The sequence below is a fragment of the Streptomyces sp. CA-179760 genome, from assembly GCF_050937045.1.
GTDB lineage: Bacteria > Actinomycetota > Actinomycetes > Streptomycetales > Streptomycetaceae > Streptomyces.
The window spans coordinates 6,951,302-6,968,601 of sequence record NZ_JBNJLZ010000001.1 but is presented as its reverse complement, the minus strand read 5'-3'; the positions used below and the strand labels follow the sequence as shown (position 1 = coordinate 6,968,601).

Annotated in this window: 13 protein-coding genes and 1 pseudogene; 11 read left to right on the top strand and 3 right to left on the bottom strand. The window is 72.4% G+C overall.

What is annotated here, in order from left to right:
* Positions 1 to 8 precede the first annotated feature (8 nt).
* From ACQEV8_RS31865 to ACQEV8_RS31855, 3 genes are all read right to left on the bottom strand, one after another.
* Positions 9 to 1,415 (bottom strand): RICIN domain-containing protein, encoded by a 1,407-nt coding sequence (locus ACQEV8_RS31865; RefSeq protein ID WP_432967041.1) that lies wholly within the window; start codon positions 1,413 to 1,415, stop codon positions 9 to 11.
* Positions 1,416 to 1,500: 85 nt separating this feature from the next.
* Positions 1,501 to 2,406, bottom strand: coding sequence for a hypothetical protein (locus tag ACQEV8_RS31860; RefSeq protein WP_432967039.1), 906 nt, complete (start codon positions 2,404 to 2,406; stop codon positions 1,501 to 1,503).
* Complete coding sequence (locus ACQEV8_RS31855) at positions 2,403 to 3,098, bottom strand: eCIS core domain-containing protein (protein WP_432967037.1); 696 nt, start codon at positions 3,096 to 3,098, stop codon at positions 2,403 to 2,405. The genes ACQEV8_RS31860 and ACQEV8_RS31855 overlap by 4 nt, the downstream gene beginning before the upstream one ends.
* Before the next feature lie 200 nt (positions 3,099 to 3,298).
* Here ACQEV8_RS31855 and ACQEV8_RS31850 point away from each other — a divergent pair, with 200 nt between their 5' ends.
* The 11 genes and pseudogenes from ACQEV8_RS31850 (at position 3,299) to ACQEV8_RS31800 (ending at position 17,276) form a co-directional block, all read left to right on the top strand.
* Positions 3,299 to 4,891: a phage tail sheath subtilisin-like domain-containing protein gene (locus ACQEV8_RS31850; protein ID WP_432967035.1), complete on the top strand. Its 1,593-nt coding sequence runs from the start codon at positions 3,299 to 3,301 to the stop codon at positions 4,889 to 4,891.
* A 55-nt stretch (positions 4,892 to 4,946) separates the two neighbouring features.
* Entirely contained in the window at positions 4,947 to 5,390 is a 444-nt protein-coding gene (locus ACQEV8_RS31845) for a phage tail protein (RefSeq protein ID WP_189728071.1), read from the top strand.
* The gene (locus ACQEV8_RS31840) at positions 5,390 to 5,872 is read left to right on the top strand and encodes a hypothetical protein (RefSeq protein ID WP_432967033.1); all 483 of its coding nucleotides are present in this window, start codon (positions 5,390 to 5,392) and stop codon (positions 5,870 to 5,872) included. The genes ACQEV8_RS31845 and ACQEV8_RS31840 overlap by 1 nt, the downstream gene beginning before the upstream one ends.
* Entirely contained in the window at positions 5,869 to 6,027 is a 159-nt protein-coding gene (locus tag ACQEV8_RS31835; RefSeq protein WP_382496829.1) for a DUF6760 family protein, read from the top strand. The genes ACQEV8_RS31840 and ACQEV8_RS31835 overlap by 4 nt, the downstream gene beginning before the upstream one ends.
* A 3,471-nt stretch (positions 6,028 to 9,498) precedes the next feature.
* Positions 9,499 to 9,921 (top strand): phage tail protein, encoded by a 423-nt coding sequence (locus tag ACQEV8_RS31830; protein ID WP_432967030.1) that lies wholly within the window; start codon positions 9,499 to 9,501, stop codon positions 9,919 to 9,921.
* Between the two features lie 14 nt (positions 9,922 to 9,935).
* Positions 9,936 to 10,661: a LysM peptidoglycan-binding domain-containing protein gene (locus tag ACQEV8_RS31825; protein ID WP_432967028.1), complete on the top strand. Its 726-nt coding sequence runs from the start codon at positions 9,936 to 9,938 to the stop codon at positions 10,659 to 10,661.
* Positions 10,661 to 12,568: a VgrG-related protein gene (locus ACQEV8_RS31820; RefSeq protein WP_432967026.1), complete on the top strand. Its 1,908-nt coding sequence runs from the start codon at positions 10,661 to 10,663 to the stop codon at positions 12,566 to 12,568. The genes ACQEV8_RS31825 and ACQEV8_RS31820 overlap by 1 nt, the downstream gene beginning before the upstream one ends.
* A gap of 31 nt (positions 12,569 to 12,599) precedes the next feature.
* The gene (locus ACQEV8_RS31815; protein WP_189728055.1) at positions 12,600 to 13,022 is read left to right on the top strand and encodes a GPW/gp25 family protein; all 423 of its coding nucleotides are present in this window, start codon (positions 12,600 to 12,602) and stop codon (positions 13,020 to 13,022) included.
* Positions 13,022 to 14,982, top strand: a pseudogene (locus ACQEV8_RS31810) (putative baseplate assembly protein). The gene ACQEV8_RS31815 and the pseudogene ACQEV8_RS31810 overlap by 1 nt, the downstream one beginning before the upstream one ends.
* Positions 14,983 to 15,007: 25 nt before the next feature.
* Positions 15,008 to 15,574, top strand: a complete 567-nt coding sequence (locus ACQEV8_RS31805; RefSeq protein ID WP_432967023.1) for a phage tail protein — start codon at positions 15,008 to 15,010, stop codon at positions 15,572 to 15,574.
* 562 nt (positions 15,575 to 16,136) lie between these two features.
* The gene (locus tag ACQEV8_RS31800; protein ID WP_432967021.1) at positions 16,137 to 17,276 is read left to right on the top strand and encodes an NADase-type glycan-binding domain-containing protein; all 1,140 of its coding nucleotides are present in this window, start codon (positions 16,137 to 16,139) and stop codon (positions 17,274 to 17,276) included.
* Positions 17,277 to 17,300: the final 24 nt, after the last annotated feature.

Genomic DNA, 17,300 nt, shown 5'->3' with positions numbered 1-17,300 from the left:
CCTCGCGCTCAGTCCTCCGACGGCTTGACGATTTCCCATTCCTGGTCGTCGGTGTTGGAGCAGTCGAAGAGGGTCAGGTTGGTGCCGTCGACGCCGGTGCTGTAACCGGCCACGTCCAGGCACTTGTTGTTGCTGGCGAAGTTGCGGATCCAGTAGGCGCCGCTCGGCTGCTTGTCGATCCACCACAGCTGGTTGTCGCGGGTCGTGCCGTCACAGGTGTACTTGGTGATCGGGGACCGCACGGCAGCCGCCCCGTAGTAGGGCAGGTCCACGCAGAGCTGCTCCTTGACGTTGCGGATCAGGAAGAGCGCGTGGCCGCCCGGCCCCTTGTCCGGTTCCGTCTCCTCGAGGTTCCACCGCTGGGTGCCCTGCGGGGACTCGTTGCACGTGTACTGATGCGGGCGGCCGTCGTCCTTACCGGTGCCCGGAAGGCCGACGCACATCTTGGTGGTGGTGTTGCGCAGCAGGATGTTCTCCGCCGGCACCACGGGCTTGGGAGGCTTCTTGGTCTGCTTGGGCGCGCCTCCGCCTCCTCCGCCGCCCTGGCCGTCGCCGCCCTCCGGCTGCTGCGGGGTGGGTGACGGGGGCGGCGGCGCCGAGGTCAGGGACGGGGTGGGTGTCGGGGAGGGCTCGAGGGTGCTGCCGGCGCCGACGGGCGACGCGTCGGCCTTGGTGTTGACCGAGGGCTTGTAGGCGAGCCACAGCATGAGGAAGGTGAACGCGAGGGCGAACAGGATTCCGAAGAGGGTCGCCAGCCAGCCGGGCAGGAACCCGCGCTGGACGAACGTCCCCTCCACGGGCATCGCCGTGGCGCCGGACCGCTGCACGGCGAGGGTGTAGGGCCGCTGCTCCTTCGACCCGAACCAGATGATGTTCTTGGGCTTCAGTGTGGTCTTGACGAACGCCGCCCGGCCCGGCTCGATCTGCACATTGGCCGGGTGGATGTCGTACGACAGTTCGTCGCCGTTGTCGCTGCCGCTGAGGGACGCGGTCAGCTTGGTGTTGCCCACGTTGTCGACGGCGAGCCGGGGCCGCCCCCGGAACCGCCCCTTGACCGTGGGCGGCACCAGCTCCGCCCGCACCTCGGTGAACGGCGTGATGGTCAGGTTCCCCTCGGGGACGGTCGTCGCCTCGGGATGCTCGGTCGGCGTGATCCGCACCGCGTAGGGGTTCGGGCCCGCCGTGGCGTCCGGCGTACGCGGCGGCGCGAACGTCAGCTCCACCGTGCCGGTCGTGCCGGGGTAGAGGCGCAGGGACGCCGGCTCGACCGTCGTCCAGGGGGCGACGGGGCCGACCGGTTCGAAGCGGTACTCGTCGACGACGTCACCGGTGTTGCGCAGGCGCAGGCGCACGCGCGTGCTGCTGCCCGGGTCGACGGTCGCGGAGGCGGGTTCCAGGGATGTCCACAGGCTCACGTCGCGACGCTAGCCGGGGTGTCCACGGCCCGTCAGGAAGCAAAAGGGCACGATGGGAGGGCCGAACGGGCCAGGGTGCGGGCCGTCAGGTCCGGGGCATGGGCGCTCCGGTTGCCGTCAGGATGAACTGGGCGTAGGAGTCGGCGTTCATGAGGGCGCGCCGGCCCAGGGCGTACCAGTTGGCCTGCTTGGGCAGGAAGGTCTGTTCGTCCTTGCCGATGAACTCCTTCGGATCACGCACCTCGCGCCGGGCGAGGACCGAGGGCTCCATCGCCTCCACCGTCTCCGGGCCGGCAGCGGCCTGGGAGTTGTCCTCGGCCATCTCATCGAAGTACGGGCTGTACTGGAAGTCGAGTGTGCCGGCGAACCGGTGCGTGGCCTCGTGGACGATGTACCACGCGTCCTGGCCCCGCTCCAGCAGGTGGATCGGCCCGGAGCGCTCCATCAGGGGCGGCAGTTCCTCACTCATCTTGTCGTGGCCGAGACTGAACAGACCCGCCACGTTCTCCGACAGGTTCCAGTCGACCCAGGCGGTGGCGTTGCCCGCACGCCCGGCACACCGCTGCTGGACGATCTCGGCGATCCGGGGCAGGAACGGCGCGAGCGCCCCGGGAGGGGCGGTCCGGAACACGGGGAAGCCCGACTGCAGACCCGCCAGCAGCGGGCCCGCGGGCGCGCCGTGCGCGTCTTTGAGCATCTTCGGCGCCGAGGCGATGCGGTGTTTGGCCTCGGCCACCGCGCGGCTGGTCTGTGTCCTGCGCCGGACGAGGTCCTTGTCGGCGATCCGGCCCTTGGTGGAGAACGCGACGTTCTCGCTGCTGTGGAGCTGCTCGCTCTCGTCGTCGTACGTGTCACCCGGATGGGGCTTCCGCCCGGGGTCGAGGCCCAGCTCGGCGGAGGTCCTGAGCGCGCCGGAGCCGCCCTCGCTCCGCCACCGGTAGTGAGGTCGTTCGCGTTCGTCCTGAACGCTGGCGCCCTGGTCGAACGTCACACGGTCCGCTGGACCGCCCCCGGGGCCGGTGTACTCGCGACTGGCCCCGCCGTGTCCTGGGCCGGGGTCGGCTGAACGGCCGGGACCGGCCCGCTCATCACCCGCCGGGCGTTGTCCACCGCGTGCCGCTCGCCCGAGTCGCCGACGTCGGACATCTTGACGCCGGCGCCGTTGTCCGTGCCGGGGACAAGGCCGGCCATCTGGTCCTGGAAGTGGGTGAGTTCGTGCGCCCAGTCCTCCTTGGTCAGCGGCGCGCCCTCGACGATGTGAGCCCCGGAGGTGTACGCCTTCGCGCCCGTCTCCGCCGCCGACTCCTGGGCAAGTGGCCCCTTGTGCACGCGTACGCCGCTGAAGTCGGCGCCGCCGAAACGGGCCTCCATCTCGGTCTGCAGCCCGGAGTCCATGCGCTGCCCCGGGGTGTTCAGCACGTCGTGCACCAGGGCGCGGCGCTGCACGGAGGGCGTGTGCCCGCAGTGCGCGTCGTGCTCGTGCCGCTCCTCCGCCACGGTCCGGGCCACGGCCGCGTTACCGGCCATGCGCTGGAGGGCCGGCATCGGGTGCACCGGCACGCCGGGCGCGTTCGCGCCGCGGTCGTCCCGGTCGGCGGCCCGCCTGCCCCCTGTTCCGTGTGCGTGCTCGGCGTTCTCCTCGGCATTCGACTCGTCACCGGACGGCTGACCCGTCAGTCCCACCCGCCGTGGGCGTGCAAGGGGAGGGCCATGGGGGCAGAGATGAGGGCAGGGCCCGCGTGACGAGGGTCGGGGCACCGTCGGACCTGCCCTTGCGGGCAACCGGATTGCCCCCGCTTCGGCACCGGAGGCCGTTCCCGCGCCGGTCCGGCGCGCGCGAGGGTGAGGGCTGTTCGTGTCTCGTACCCCGAGGAGAGCAGAGCATGCCGTCCTACCTGTCGCCCGGCGTCTACGTCGAGGAGGTGGCCAGCGGCTCGCGCCCGATCGAGGGGGTGGGGACGTCGGTGGCGGCCTTCGTCGGACTCGCGCCGACCGGACCGCTGAACGAGCCGACACTGGTCACCAACTGGACGCAGTACGTGGCGGCCTTCGGTGAGTTCACCGACGGGTACTACCTCGCGCACTCCGTCTACGGCTTCTTCAACAACGGCGGTTCCGCCGCGTACGTCGTCCGCGTGGGTGGCTCCTCCGAGAGCGCTCCCGCCGAGGCCGGCCAGGGCCCCGCCGCCGTCACCGGCCGTTCCGGCAACGCCCCGGCCGCACTGCCCGCGGGCGAGCCGAAGCAGCTCGGCACCTTCGCCGTCACCGCCGTGGCGCAGGGCGATCTGAGCGTCGAGGTCGCGGACCCCGAGGGCGAGGGCCCCGCCGAACGCTTCAAGCTCATCGTCAAGGACGGTGACAGGCCGGTCGAGACGTTCGACGTGACCGCCAAGAAGGGCGGCCGCAACTACGTCGTCACGCAGGTCAAGGAGCGCTCCAAGCTCATCACCGTCACCGAGGCCGCGCCGGCCGCGCAGCTGGCCCGCCCGGACAACCAGACGGTGGCCCTCGCGGCCCCGGCGCCCGCGCCCGCCGCCGCCTCCGCCGGTAACGCGGACGCCTCGCACCCGGGCCCGGCCCAGTACCTCGGCGACTCCGCCGACCGTACCGGCTTCGGCGGTCTGGAGGCCGTGGACGAGGTCTCCATGGTGGCCGTCCCCGACCTGATGGCCGCCTACCAGCGCGGCGCGATCGACCTGGAGGCCGTCAAGGCGGTCCAGCTCGGGCTGATCGCGCACTGCGAGCTGATGGGCGACCGGGTCGCCGTGATCGACCCGCCGCCGGGCATGAATGCCCGCCAGATCCGGGTCTGGCGCCAGGAGACCGCCAACTACGACTCCAAGTACGCGGCCCTGTACTACCCCTGGATCAAGACCTTCGACCCGGCCACCGGCCACTCCCGGCTGGTGCCGCCGAGCGGCCACGTCGCCGGCATCTGGGCCCGCAACGACTCCGAGCGCGGCGTCCACAAGGCCCCTGCCAACGAGGTCGTCCGCGGCGCCGTCGACCTCGAACTCCAGATCACCCGCGGCGAGCAGGACCTGCTCAACCCGATCGGCGTCAACTGCATCCGCGCCTTCCCCGGCCGCGGCATCCGCGTCTGGGGCGCCCGCACCCTCTCCTCCGACCCGGCCTGGCGCTACCTCAACATCCGCCGGTACTTCAACTACCTGGAGGAGTCGATCCTGATCGGCACCCAGTGGGTGGTGTTCGAGCCGAACGACCACAACCTGTGGGCCCGGATCCGGCGCAACATCTCGGCGTTCCTGGTCAACGAGTGGCGCGACGGCGCCCTGTTCGGCCAGCGCCCCGAGGAGGCGTACTACGTCAAGTGCGACGACGAGACGAACCCGCCGGAGTCGGTCGACGTCGGCAGGGTCGTCTGCGAGATCGGCATCGCCCCGGTGAAGCCCGCCGAGTTCGTGATCTTCAGGCTGGCCCAGTTCTCCAGCGGCGGCGGGGAGCTGGAGGAGTAACCCGGCCGCACACCCGCCATCCACCAAGACCCCCTAGAAGGACTGCGAACAGCACATGAGCCTTTCGCCGGGTGACTCCCTCACCTCACACAATTTCGGGCTGCAGATCGACGGCGTCATGGTCGAGTACCTCGCCGAGGTCAGCGGCCTGTCCATGGAGCAGGACGTCATCACGTACCAGCAGAACACCCAGAACGGCCAGAACAAGGTCGTGAACCTGCCGGGCGTGAAGAAGAACGGGACCTGCACGGTCGTCCGCGGTATGACGCAGTCGGCCGCGTTCACCGAGTGGATCAACCAGTCGATCACCGGCCAGATGAGCACGGCCCGCAAGAACGCGTCCATCATCATGATGGACTACCAGAGCAACCCGGTGAAGCGCTACAACATGCGCAACGCGTGGTGCAGCAAGATCGACACGAGCACCGTGAAGGCGGGCGAGGCGTCGGCGCTCACCGAGACCGTCACCATCGTGTTCGAAGAACTGGACATCGAGTAATGCGGCGTACGGCTGCCAGGGCCGGCGGCGCCGAGGTGGCGGCGCCGGCCCCCGCCACGGAATCGGGGGCGGAGGCGGTACCCGGCCCGGCCCCTGTGCTGCAACAGCACGAACTGCGCACCGAGTTCCCCTTCCAGCTGCCGCGCGGGTACGTCGACGAGGCGGGCACCGTCCACCGCGACGGCGTGATGCGCCTGTCGACGGCGCGGGACGAACTCGTGCCGCTGCGGGACGTACGGGTGCAGGAGAACCCGGCCTTCCTGTCGGTGGTGCTGCTGGGCCGGGTCATCACCCGGCTCGGCACGCTGCCGAATGTGCACGACGGGACCGTGGAGAACATGTTCGCCTCGGACCTCGCCTTCCTCCAGGACTTCTACCGCCAGATCAACGCGGAGGGCCACACCCGCGCGGCCGTGGAGTGCCCGCACTGCGCGGAGCCCTTCGAGGTGGAACTCGGCGGGAGCCGCCTGGGGGAATCGTGACGTACGCGACCGACCGGCTGCACGAGGAGATCGCGTACGTCGCCTACCACTTCCACTGGAGCATGGACGAGATCCTGGACCTGGAACACCGCGACCGCCGCCGCTACACGGCCGAGATCGCGTCCCTGGTCACGCGGGCCGGGGCGGAGGACTGAGGTATGGGGTTCCTGGACCGGTTGCGGGGACGGCGGGACGGTGGAGTCGCTGCGGCTGCCGCTGCCACTGAGGCGGTGCCGGTGCCGGTGCCGGTGCCGGTGCCGGTGCCGGTGCCGGCGAGCGGTGGTTCCGCGAGTACGAGTGCGGACACCGAGGCGGGTGCCGGGGGTGCCGGGCCTGAGGGTGCCGGGCCTGTGGTGAGCGCCGCCTGGTCGAGGCTGCCGTCGATCCAGCGGACCCTGGCTTCCGGGCAGGAGGCCGGGGTCGCGGACGCGGGGTTCGGCGGGCGCCTGCCGACGTGGCAGAACCCGTCGTTCGCGGGCACGGCGTCGCCCGCGGTCCTCAACGGCCAGTCGCACACCCTGCTGGGCGATCTCTCCCACCAACCGATGACGGGCCGCCCGGTGTTCGGCCTCGAACGCCCCACGGGAACTCTGCCGTTGACCGGCCCGGAGCCGGTGGTACAGCGGGCACCGGCCGTGCCGTTGCGGGAGATTCCGGCGAGGGGGGCGGGGGTCGGCGGGGCCCGTGCTGGTGCTGGTGCCGGTGGCGTAGCCGGGCCGGGTGGAAGTACCGGGGCCGGTGGCAAGGCTGGTGCTGGTGGCATTCCCAGTCCCGGTGCCGGTGCCGTCACCCGTGGTATTGCCGGTTCTGGTGGCAGTACCGGTGTCGGTACCGCCGAGGCTGGGGGCGTTGCCGGAGTTCCGGGAGGCTCGGGGGCGCCTTGGGGCTCGGAGGCCGCCGGGGGTTCGATGGCTTCCGAGGGCTCGGGAAATCCTGGGGTTCCGAAGGGCGCCCGGAGGGCGAAGGCTCCCGGAGCCGCGGGGACTCCCAGAACTCCGAAGAGTGCCGGGGACTCGCGGGCTCCCAGAACCTCAGGGACTCCTGGGGCCTCGACGAATGCCGGGGCCACGGAGGTTCCCGGTGCTACGAAGGGCGCCGCGGACTCGAAGACTCCCCGAGCCTCGTCGACCTCGAAGGTCGCCGAGGCCACGGAGGTTCCCGGTGCTACGAAGAATGCCTGGGGCCCGAGGATTCCCCAGGCCTCAGGGACTCCGGGTGCCCCGGAGGTTCCCCAGGCCTCAGGGACTCCGGGTGCCCCGGAGGTTCTCGGCGCTTCGAAGAATCCCGGTGCCCCGAAGGGCCCCCAGGGCTCAGGGACTCCCCGGGCCTCGAAGAACGCCGCGACCTCGCGGACTTACGGGGTTTCGAAGCATGCCGCGACCTCTGAGATTCCCCAGGCCTCAGGGACCCCCGGGGCCTCCAGGAGTGTCGGGGCCTCAGACGTCCCCGGGGGCTCGGAGCGGGTCGGCGGCGGGGCGGAAGCCGGTATGACGCCGGGGCCTGCCGCAAGCGCGGAGGCCGGCGGGATCGTGAAGACTGCCCGGGCGCAGGCGCCAGTGGTCCAGCGGCTGGGTACGAACAGCTCCACACCTTCGCGCGGCGGGTCGCTGCCCGCCCCGGAAGCCGCACGTGCCGCGACCGCCCGTTCGACCGCTCCCGTCACTCCGGCTGCTCCGGCGGTGCCCGTGGTGTCCCCGCTGCCGCCGCCCGTCCGGGAGGAGTTCGCCGCACCGCTCCCCGTTCCCGGCCTCGAAGTGAAGCCCGTACCGGCGAGCAGCCGACCGGCCCGGCCCGACTCCCTGACGAGGACACCGGCAGGAGCGGCACCGGTACAGCGCCGGACGCTCCCGGCGACGCGGCGAGCAGCGAAGCCCGACCGGCCTTCAACGAGCGCCAGCGGGGCGGGAGTTGAGACACCTGCGCCCGCAGCCCCGGACACAGTGCGGCGGTCGGTCACCGGCCCTGCCGGTGCGGGCCACGGCAACACCCCGGACCCCGCCGCGCCAGGCGACGATCTCCCGTCGGTCCCGGCCGTCACGAGCCGTACGACGACCCGCCCGGCCGCCGAGGCAGCACTCACACGTCCCCGGCCGGGTGCGGTGACCCCGCCGTCAGGACCGGCCGGGGCGCAAGGGCCCGCAGGCACTCCGTCGTTGCCGGGCCAGTCCCCGCGCAGCACGGCCGCAGCCGCACCGGCTCCGTCCGTCCAACGAAGCCCGGCCACCCCCGCCCGGCCGCAGCCCTCGCCCACCTCCAAGAGCACCGGCCCGGCTCACCCCCCGACCGCCCCCGCCCAAACGCCACGACGCACGCAGCCGGGCAACGCCGCTACGACGTCACCCACCGGCAACACCGCACCGGCACCCGGCCGCGACAGCCACCCGACGGGCACCTCCGCCCCACGCCCGCAGCCCGGGAGCAGCACCACCACACCCACCGGCGAGACCGTCCCCCACCCCGCCACACCCAGCAGCCGCCCCACACCGCCGACAGCCGAACCTGCCCCACCGCCCCACCCGCTTACCCGCACCAGCCCGGCCCCCACGGTCCAACGCCGGCAGACCGCCCCAGTCCGGCCGCCACGCCCCCGGGGCGACAACGGCGCCACAACACCCATCACCGCCACACCGCCGACGGGCACGCCCGCCCTACCCCCACGCACACAGCCAGACGGCAGCCCGACAACACCCTCCGGCGACACCACGCCCCACCGCACCGCAACCACATCGACGCCAGGCACCCCCGCTCCACCGCACCCCACACGTGCCCGCACCAGCACCAGCCCCGCCCCGACGGTCCAACGCCAGCAGGCCGTACCAGCACCCGCCCACAACAGCCGGACCAACTCCCGGCCGTCCGCCGACAGGCCTGCCCCGGCGCCCACCGGCGACACGCCGTCCCTCAGGGGCCCCGAACCACAGCCGCCCCACACCACCCCGCCCGCAGCACCCGCAGCACCCGCAGTCAAGGAAACCGTCGCCCCACCGTCCCTACACACCGTTCAGCGAGCGGCATCACCTCCCACCACGGCACCCGGCGCCACGCGCCACACCCCCCACCTCGGCCTCGGCGCACCGATCACCCCCCAGCCGGCCCCACCCCTCCCCGCCCCTCCCACCACGCCCCGCCGCTCCCTCACTCCACTCGGCGCCCCGGCGAGCACAGCCCCGACACCCCCGGCCGCCAACGCCCCCACCACCCCATCCGCCACCACCCCCCTCCCCGTAGTCCAACGCTTCTGGAAGAAGCCGAAGACCACCACCAAGAACGCCCCCAAGAACACCACCGGTGCCCTCGCATCCGCCGCGGCCGCCACCATCGCCCACACCCTCACCCCCCTCACCCCCCTCACCCCCTCACCACCCAAACCACCGCGCCACCCCCGTACACACCCCCCTCACCGCCCCAAAGCCCTCCGCCCCCGTACTCCGAATCCGCCCCACCCCCCTACACGGAGATCCCGAACGGCGGCTTCGACCCCCGGGACCTCACCGACTTCCAGCTCGACGAACTGGTCCACCGCCTCATCGGCCGCATCACCCGGCTGATCCGCACGGAACTCCGCATGGACCGCGAGCGGATCGGCAGACTCCGCGACCCCCGCCACTGACACAGAAAGGCCCTCGATGTCCCGCCAGGACCCGGGCTCCACCATCTGGTTCACCCTCAGCATCGACGGTGAGAGCCTCGGCTACTTCAACGGATGCGAAGGGCTGTCGTCCCAGGTGGAGGTCGAGCAGCGCCAAGAGGGCGGCAACAACGGGTTCGTCTGGCAACTGCCCACCCGTGTCACCTTCTCCACCATCCGGCTGACCCGCCCGCTCACCCCGGACACCACGAAGGTGGCCAAGTGGATCTCGTCCGTGCAGACGGGGATCAAGCGGCCCACCGCCCAGATCGCGGCGCTGCGCGCGGACGGTTCGGAGGTGGCCCGCTGGGGGCTGATCGAGGTGCTGCCGGTGAGCTGGACCGGTCCCAGCCTGGACCCCGCCAACCCGGCCGTGGCGACCGAGGTCCTGGAGATCGCCCACCACGGGTTCACGGACTGAAGGGGCATCACGACATGGCAAGGGCCAGCAGTACGGGCGCCGGAAAGAGCCTCGTCAGGGCGACGCTCGCGATCCACGAGCCCCCCGTCGGCAAGAGCACCACGCCCGGCGGCATCATCAAGACCTTCGGTTTCGACTTCAATCCGGCGCAGCTGTCCCTGACGCGCCGCGCCCAGTGGAAGTCGACGCCCGCGCAGATCGAACGGGACGGCTCCCTCCCGGAGTTCATGGGCGCCGAGGCACGGGAGATGGGCGTGGAGATCTTCCTCGACTCCTCCGCCAAGCCGACCGGCAACACCGTGCTGAAGAAGGTGGAGTCGCTGCTCGCCTGCTGCGAGGTGACCAACGCCAGCATCGCCGCGAAGCAGCCGTCGCCGCCCTGGGTGGTGTTCCAGTGGGGGTCGTTCTCCACGGCCCGGTTCACGGCGTACGTGAGCTCGGTGGAGGCGACGTACTCCCTCTTCGGCACGACGGGCGTGCCCATCCGCGCCACCTGCCGGCTCCAGCTGCACGAGATCCCGAGCAAGACCAAGCGGCAGAACCCGACGTCGGGCGCGCTCACCGCGCAGCGCGTGCACCGGGTCGTGGCGGGCGACTCCCTGCAGTCGCTGGCCTGGCGGGAGTACGGCAACGCCGCCGCCTGGCGCTCGATCGCCGAGGCCAACGGCATCGACGACCCGTCCCGGCTGCCGGCCGGCGCGGAACTGGTGCTGCCCGCCGCCGAGGAGGTACGTCCGTAATGGTGCAGTCCGCGTTCTCCAACGTCGTCGAGGTGAAGCTCGGGGGCGCCAAGCTGCCGCCCGACTTCGCCCGGGCGCTGGTCGAAAGCCACGTCGACCAGGGCGCCGGGGTGCCGGCCGCGTTCCGGCTGACGTTCCGGGACCCGTACCGGGTCCTCCTGCGCGACCTGAAGGTCACCTTCGGCACGCCGGTGGTCATCACGCCGGTGTCCGACGGCCAGGGTGCCGCCGACCCGCTGCTGACCGGCGAGGTCACCGGCCTGGAGGCCGACTACGACGGTACGGGCACGTTCACCGTGATCCGCGGCTACGACCTCGGGCACCGTCTGCTGCGCCGCCGCCGCGTGGCCGCCTACCGCAACCAGAGCGCGTCGGACATCGCCCGCAAGCTCGCCGCGCAGGGCGGGGTGCCGGTGGGGCGGGTGCAGTCGACGAAGACGGTGTACGAGTTCATCAGTCAGTCGAACGTCACCGACTGGGACTTCCTCGCCCGGCTCGCCGACGAGAACGAGATGGTGATGTCCGTCGACGCGGACGGCACGTTCCAGTTCGTGAAGCCGAAGCCGTCGTCCGGGGCGCCCTCGCCGCGGACCGACGGCGACCGGAGCCCGTTCGTGCTCCAGGCCGGGCACGACATCCTGCGGCTGCGGTCCGCCGTCACCGCCGCCGACCAGGTCGGCAAGGTCGAGTCGCGGGGCTGGGACGTCACGACGAAGAAGAAGCTGACGGCGACCGCGCCCGCCACCGACAACCCGGGTATCGGCATCGGCACGACACCCGGCGCGGCGGCGGGCAAGTTCAAGCCGGCCACGCTGGTCGAGACGAGCACGCCGTACGACCGGCAGAACGAGGTGAAGTTCGCCGCCGACGCCCTCGCCGACGACCTCACCTCCTCGTTCGCCGAGATGGAGGTCGTGGCGCGCGGAAATCCCAAGCTGCGCCCGGGAGTTCCGGTGACGCTGTCGGACGTCGGGGAGCCCTTCGAGGGCAAGTACACGGCGACGTCCGTACGGCATGTCTTCGGCGACGGCAGGCACTACGAGGCGTGGGTGACGGTCAGCGGGCGGCAGTGGCGGTCGCTGTACGGGCTCGCCTCCGGCGGCGCCGAGAGCGCGCCGCGGCTGCCGAGCGTGGCCAACGCCCTGGTGACCGATGTGAACGACCCGCTCAAGCAGGGGCGGGTGCGGTTGCGGTTCCCCTGGCTGGACGACAGCTATGTCAGCGACTGGACGCGGACCGTGCAGTGGGGCGGCCTCGGCGGCGGTGGCATCTTCCCCATGGACGTCAACGACGAGGTGCTCGTCGCGTTCGACCGGGGCGCCCTCGACCATCCCTTCGTCATCGGCGGGCTCTACAACGGCAAGGACAAGCCGACGCCCGTGAACGACGTGCCGCTGCACGACACCGTGCGCAAGAAGGCGAGCCGGCACACCGTCTCGGACCGGGACGGCAACCGGATGGACCTGCTCAGCCAGAAGACCGGCCTGCGCAAACAGGGCGTCCGGCTGGCCTCCGGCGACAAGCAGCTGGTCATCAACCTGGACCGGACGAAGACCGAGATCGTCGTGGACAGCAAGGGTTCGGTCACCATCAAGGGCAGCCGGTCGGTGTCGGTGGAGGCCGGCACGGATCTCCTGCTCAGCGCCCGGCGCAGCCTGACGCTCAAGAGCGGCGGGCCGCTGACCATCCAGGGCGGCGGGGTGGTCAACATGCGGGCCGCCGGAGCGATCAGCGTGAACGCGCTGGGCGCCCTGAACCTGGACGCGAAGGGCGTCGCGAACCTCACCGGCGTCGGCACCGTGCAGATCAACTCGCTCATCAACACGACGATCAAGGCTCCGACGACCCTCATCGGGTCGCCGGTGTTCGGCGTCAAGACCATTCCCGTACCGATGCCGATCCCGTGACCGTTTCCAGAGAAGACAGGGTGTGGTTCTGATGGCCGAGCAGTTCGTCGGCTCCGGCTGGTCGTTCCCGCTGCGCATCGGGCCGACCGGCGGGATCGCCCTGGTCAGCGGCGAGCGGGAGATCGAGGAGGCGATCCGGCTGGTCCTGTCGACCGCGCCGGGCGAGCGGCCGATGCGGCCGGACTTCGGCTGCGCGATCCACGACCTGGTGTTCGCGCCGGTCAACGAGCAGACCGCGGGCCGTATCCAGCACGAGGTGTACGCCAGCCTGGACCGCTGGGAGCCGCGCATCGAGGTCGACGACGTCGAGGTCAGCGCCGGCACCGACCAGAGCGTCCTCTACATCGACGTCCGGTACTCGATCCGCGGCACCAACAACCCGCGCAGCCTGGTCTTCCCCTTCTACGTCATTCCGTCCCACGACGAGCCCGACGCCCCCGAAAGCGACCGCTGATGGCACTGCCCTCCCCCAACCTCGACGACCGCCGCTTCCAGCAGTTCGTCGACGACGCCAAGCGCTACATCCAGCAGCGCGCCCCGGAGTGGACGGACCACAACGTCTCCGACCCCGGCGTCACCCTCGTCGAGACGGTCGCGCACATGGCCGACCAGATCGTCTACCGGCTCAACCGGGTGCCGGAGAAGAACCACCTGGCGTTCCTGGACCTCGTCGGGATCACCCTGTTCCCGCCGTCCGCGGCCCGCACCGAGGTGACGTTCTGGCTGTCGGCTCCGCAGGAGGAAGCGGTGTGGGTGCCGGTGGGCACGGAGGTCGCCACGCTGCGCACCGAGAGCGAGGAGGCGGTGGTCTTCGGGACCGAGCGCGAACTGACGGTGGTGCCCTGCGCGTTGCGTCATCTGCTGGTGCAGCACCGGGGTGAGCCGATGGCCGACCGGACCTCCGACCTCGCCGAGGAGGACAAGGACCTGCTGTGTTTCGCCGAGTCGCCCGAGCCCGGTGACGCCGTGCTGTTCGGCCTGACCGCCGCGGTCCCGCACTGCGCGGTCGCCCTGGACCTGGACAGCCGGGTGGACGGCGTCGGCGTGGACCCGCGCCAGCCGCCGCTGGTGTGGGAGGCGTGGACCGCGGACGGCTGGCAGCCGTGTGAGGTCGACCGGGACGGCACGGGCGGCCTGAACCGGCCCGGCGAGGTGGTCCTGCACATCCCCGCCGGGCATGTGCTGTCCCGCAACGCCGGCCAGGAGGCCGGCTGGCTGCGCTGCCGCGTCACCGACCCCAGGCCGAACCAGCCCTTCTACACCACCTCGCCCACCGTGCGCGCCGCCGAGGCGTTCACGATCGGCGGCACCACCGGGGCCGTGCACGCCGAGACGGTCTACGACGAGGCGCTCGGCGAGTCCACCGGGCTGCCGGGCCAGCGGCTGCGTCTGCTGCACGCGCCCGTGGTCGGCGACGACCCGCCGGTGCTGCTGCAGACCGCCGAGCACGACGGCTGGACGGACTGGCGGGTCGTAGCGAACTTCGCGGGCTCGGGCCGTACGACCGGCACATCACCCTCGACGCCACGACCGGCGAGATCGCCTTCGGCCCGGCCGTGCGCGAACCCGACGGGTCCCTGCGGCAGTACGGGATGGTCGCCCCCAAGGGAGCACCCGTCCGGGCCCGCCGCTACCGCACGGGGGGCGGGCGCGCGGGCAATGTGGCGCGCGGTGCCGTACAGGTCCTGCGCACCTCCATCCCGTACATCTCCGAGGTCGTCAACCGCGAGGCCGCGCGCGGCGGTGTGGACGGCGAGACGGTTCAGGAGGCGAAGGTCCGGGCCCCGATCACCCTGCGCGCCCAGGAGCGTGCCGTGACGCTGCGCGACTACGAGGAGCTGGCCCGCCGCGCCGCCCCGGAGACCGCGCGCATCACCTGCCTGGAGGGCGAGGAGAACGAGTACGGGGCCTACGCGGTACGGCTGCTGGTCGTGCCGCAGGCCGTGCCGGACCCCGGCGGCCGGCTGCGCTTCGAACAACTCGTGCCCGGTGACGCGCTGCTGGACCGCATCACCCGGCACCTGGACGAACGGCGTCTGATCGGGACCCGGTTGGCGGTGGGCCCGCCGTACTACCAGGGCGTCACCGTGGTGGCCACGGTGCATGCCTTCCGGGGTGTCGACACGGACCGGGTGCGCCGGGAGGCGCACGACGCTCTCTACCGGCACCTCGATCCGCTGACCGGCGGCACGGACGGCACCGGCTGGCCCTTCGGGCGACCCGTCCAGGCCGGTGAGGTGTTCGCGGTGCTGCAACGCGTGCCGGGGGTGGAGCTGGTCGACGAGGTGGTCCTGCATCCCGCGGACCCGCTCACCGGCAAACGCGGCGAGCCGACGAACCGGATCGATCTGTCCGCGCCGTCACTGGTGTTCTCGTTCGACCACCGCGTCCGGGTGATCGGAGACGGTTCGTGACGGGGCTTCGGATGGGGGCCGGCGTATGAGGGGCTCGATCGACGGCCTCGGATCCTCCACTCCGATCGGCACGATGCTGCCGGCCGTCTTCGCCGACGACGACCTGGCCCAGCGTTTCGTCGCCGGGCTCGATGACGTGATCGCCCCGATCCTGGGCGTGCTGGACTGTCTCGACACCTACTTCCGCCCCTCCCTCACCCCGCTCGACTTCACCCAGTGGCTGGGGAACTGGGTCGGCGCGGAGACCTCGGGCGACGAACCCGAGGCACGGCTGCGGGCGGCCGTGGCCGCCGCCGCGTATCTGCACCGCATCCGCGGCACCCGCCGCGGGCTGTCCGAGGCGGTCCGGCTCGCGTTCGGCGTGGAGCCAGAGATCACCGAGAGCGGTGGCGCCGCGTGGAGCGCCCGGCCGCTCGGCCCGTTCCCCGGCGCGCCCCGCCCCCGTCTGCACGTCCACCTACGGCTTCCCGCCCCGACCCCCGCGGACCACTACCGCCTGGAGACCCTCGTCTCCGCCGCCCGCCCCGCTCATATGCCGTACACGGTCCAGGTGACCGCCGGTGCCCCCGCCGAAAGGACCCGGGAGACATGACAACCCCCCAGAACTGCGCCGACTGCGGCACCCGCGCGGAACCGGGCCAGTCCTTCTGCGACGCCTGCGGGGCGGTACTGAGCTGGACGGACCGCCCCGCAGGCAGTACCGGCCCCCGCGCCGGGGCGTCCGCGCCGCCCGAGTCCTCCCGGCCATCCGCCCCGGGCCGGGCGGCTGAGCGGACCGGCCCCTCCCGGACCTCGGAGACCGCCGGCGAGCCCGAGTCCACCGGGCGGGCCCGGGCGTCCGAGCCCGCCGGAGGCTCCGGGACCACCGGACCCGCCGGAGGTTCCAGGGCTTCGGCGCCCACCGGCCACGTGAGGCCCGACGGTCAGCCGGGCGGCGCCTCCCCGTCCCCCTCGCCCGAGCCCGGCTGGGACGCCTTCGCCCGGCCGGACGGCGGGACGGGTCTGGCCCAGACGCCCCGCGACCGGTTCGGCACCGGCACGGCGACGCACCAGGCCGCCACCCGCACGGCCGGCTCGACCCCCGCGCATCCGACCCTGCCCCCGGCGCGGCCGCCGCCCGGCACGGCGACCACCCCGGCACACCCGGCACCACCGTGCCGAGCCCTGGCACCCACGCCCGCCACGGCACCACCGCTCACCCGGACACGACCACCGGTCCCGGAACCGCCCCTCACCACGACACCACCGGCCCCGGCACTCCTTCCCCGACCGACCGCTTCCCGGACGAAACCGCCCCCACCGAGCCCATCCCCCCGGCCACCCAGAACCCGCACCACCCCGCCGACGCCGGCTCGGCCTCCGGCTCCGGCTCCGGCTCCGACACGCACGGCATGACCGACCGCGCCCGCAGCCTCCTCATACCGGTCGGCGACCCCGAGCCCCAGCCCGAGCCGCACCCCTCCGTCACCCCGGTCCTGCCCGGCCGCCCCGACCCCCAGCGCCCGCAGGCCGTACGCGCCCCCGGTCAGGAACACGGCATGGACGGCGGCGCCCCCTGCCCCTGGTGTGCCACCCGCAACCGGCCGGAGCGGCACTTCTGCGCCCGGTGCGCGATGCCCATGGCCGGCGACGGACCGGCCGGCCCGGGCCGGCTCCCCTGGTGGCGGCGGTTCGGCCCGTTCGGCAGCCAGGAGGCACCGTGGGCGGGCGACCGCCCCCGGCTGCGCCGTGCCTTCGACCGCGTCCTGTCCTGGCTGGGCATCGTGATCGTGCTGTCCCTGCTGATCGTTCTGGTGATCAACATCCCCCAGGGCGTCCAGGCCACCCGCGACCACTTCACCAAGCGCGCCGAGGTGTCCCCGGACCGCTACGCCGCGTCCCGCCACTTCCCGGGCCACAAGCCGGACCTCGCCTTCGACAAGCTCAACGACACCTGGTGGGGCCCGGGCGTCTCCGAGTCGGGCAAGGGCCAGTGGGTGGAGGCCCGTTTCGACCAGCCGACCCGGCTCCTGGACCTGATCATCACGCCGGGCGTCTCCATCCGCCCCGACAAGCTCCGCGAGTCGGCGCTCCCGCACCGTCTCGAGGCGACGATCACCGGGGCCGACGGCAAGAAGTCGACCCGTCAGATCACCCTCGACCAGGGCGCGGGCCCCCAGCGGCGTGCCTTCCGCGTGGGCGAGGTCACCGCCGTCCGCTTCACCATCGAGTCCGCCCACGGCATCTCGGCGAAGAAGCAGGTCGCCATCGCGGAGATCGAGTTCTTCGGCCCGTCGAGCGCGAACAGCTCCTGAGCGCGCGGCGGCCCCGGACGGAAA

Excerpts from the sequence above, each read along its gene's own strand:
- ACQEV8_RS31850 (WP_432967035.1), top strand. The coding sequence starts at position 3,299 with ATGCCGTCCTACCTGTCGCCCGGCGTCTACGTCGAGGAGGTGGCCAGC.
- ACQEV8_RS31845 (WP_189728071.1), top strand. The coding sequence starts at position 4,947 with ATGAGCCTTTCGCCGGGTGACTCCCTCACCTCACACAATTTCGGGCTG.
- ACQEV8_RS31840 (WP_432967033.1), top strand. The coding sequence starts at position 5,390 with ATGCGGCGTACGGCTGCCAGGGCCGGCGGCGCCGAGGTGGCGGCGCCG.
- ACQEV8_RS31830 (WP_432967030.1), top strand. The coding sequence starts at position 9,499 with ATGTCCCGCCAGGACCCGGGCTCCACCATCTGGTTCACCCTCAGCATC.
- ACQEV8_RS31825 (WP_432967028.1), top strand. The coding sequence starts at position 9,936 with ATGGCAAGGGCCAGCAGTACGGGCGCCGGAAAGAGCCTCGTCAGGGCG.
- ACQEV8_RS31820 (WP_432967026.1), top strand. The coding sequence starts at position 10,661 with ATGGTGCAGTCCGCGTTCTCCAACGTCGTCGAGGTGAAGCTCGGGGGC.
- ACQEV8_RS31815 (WP_189728055.1), top strand. The coding sequence starts at position 12,600 with ATGGCCGAGCAGTTCGTCGGCTCCGGCTGGTCGTTCCCGCTGCGCATC.
- ACQEV8_RS31805 (WP_432967023.1), top strand. The coding sequence starts at position 15,008 with ATGAGGGGCTCGATCGACGGCCTCGGATCCTCCACTCCGATCGGCACG.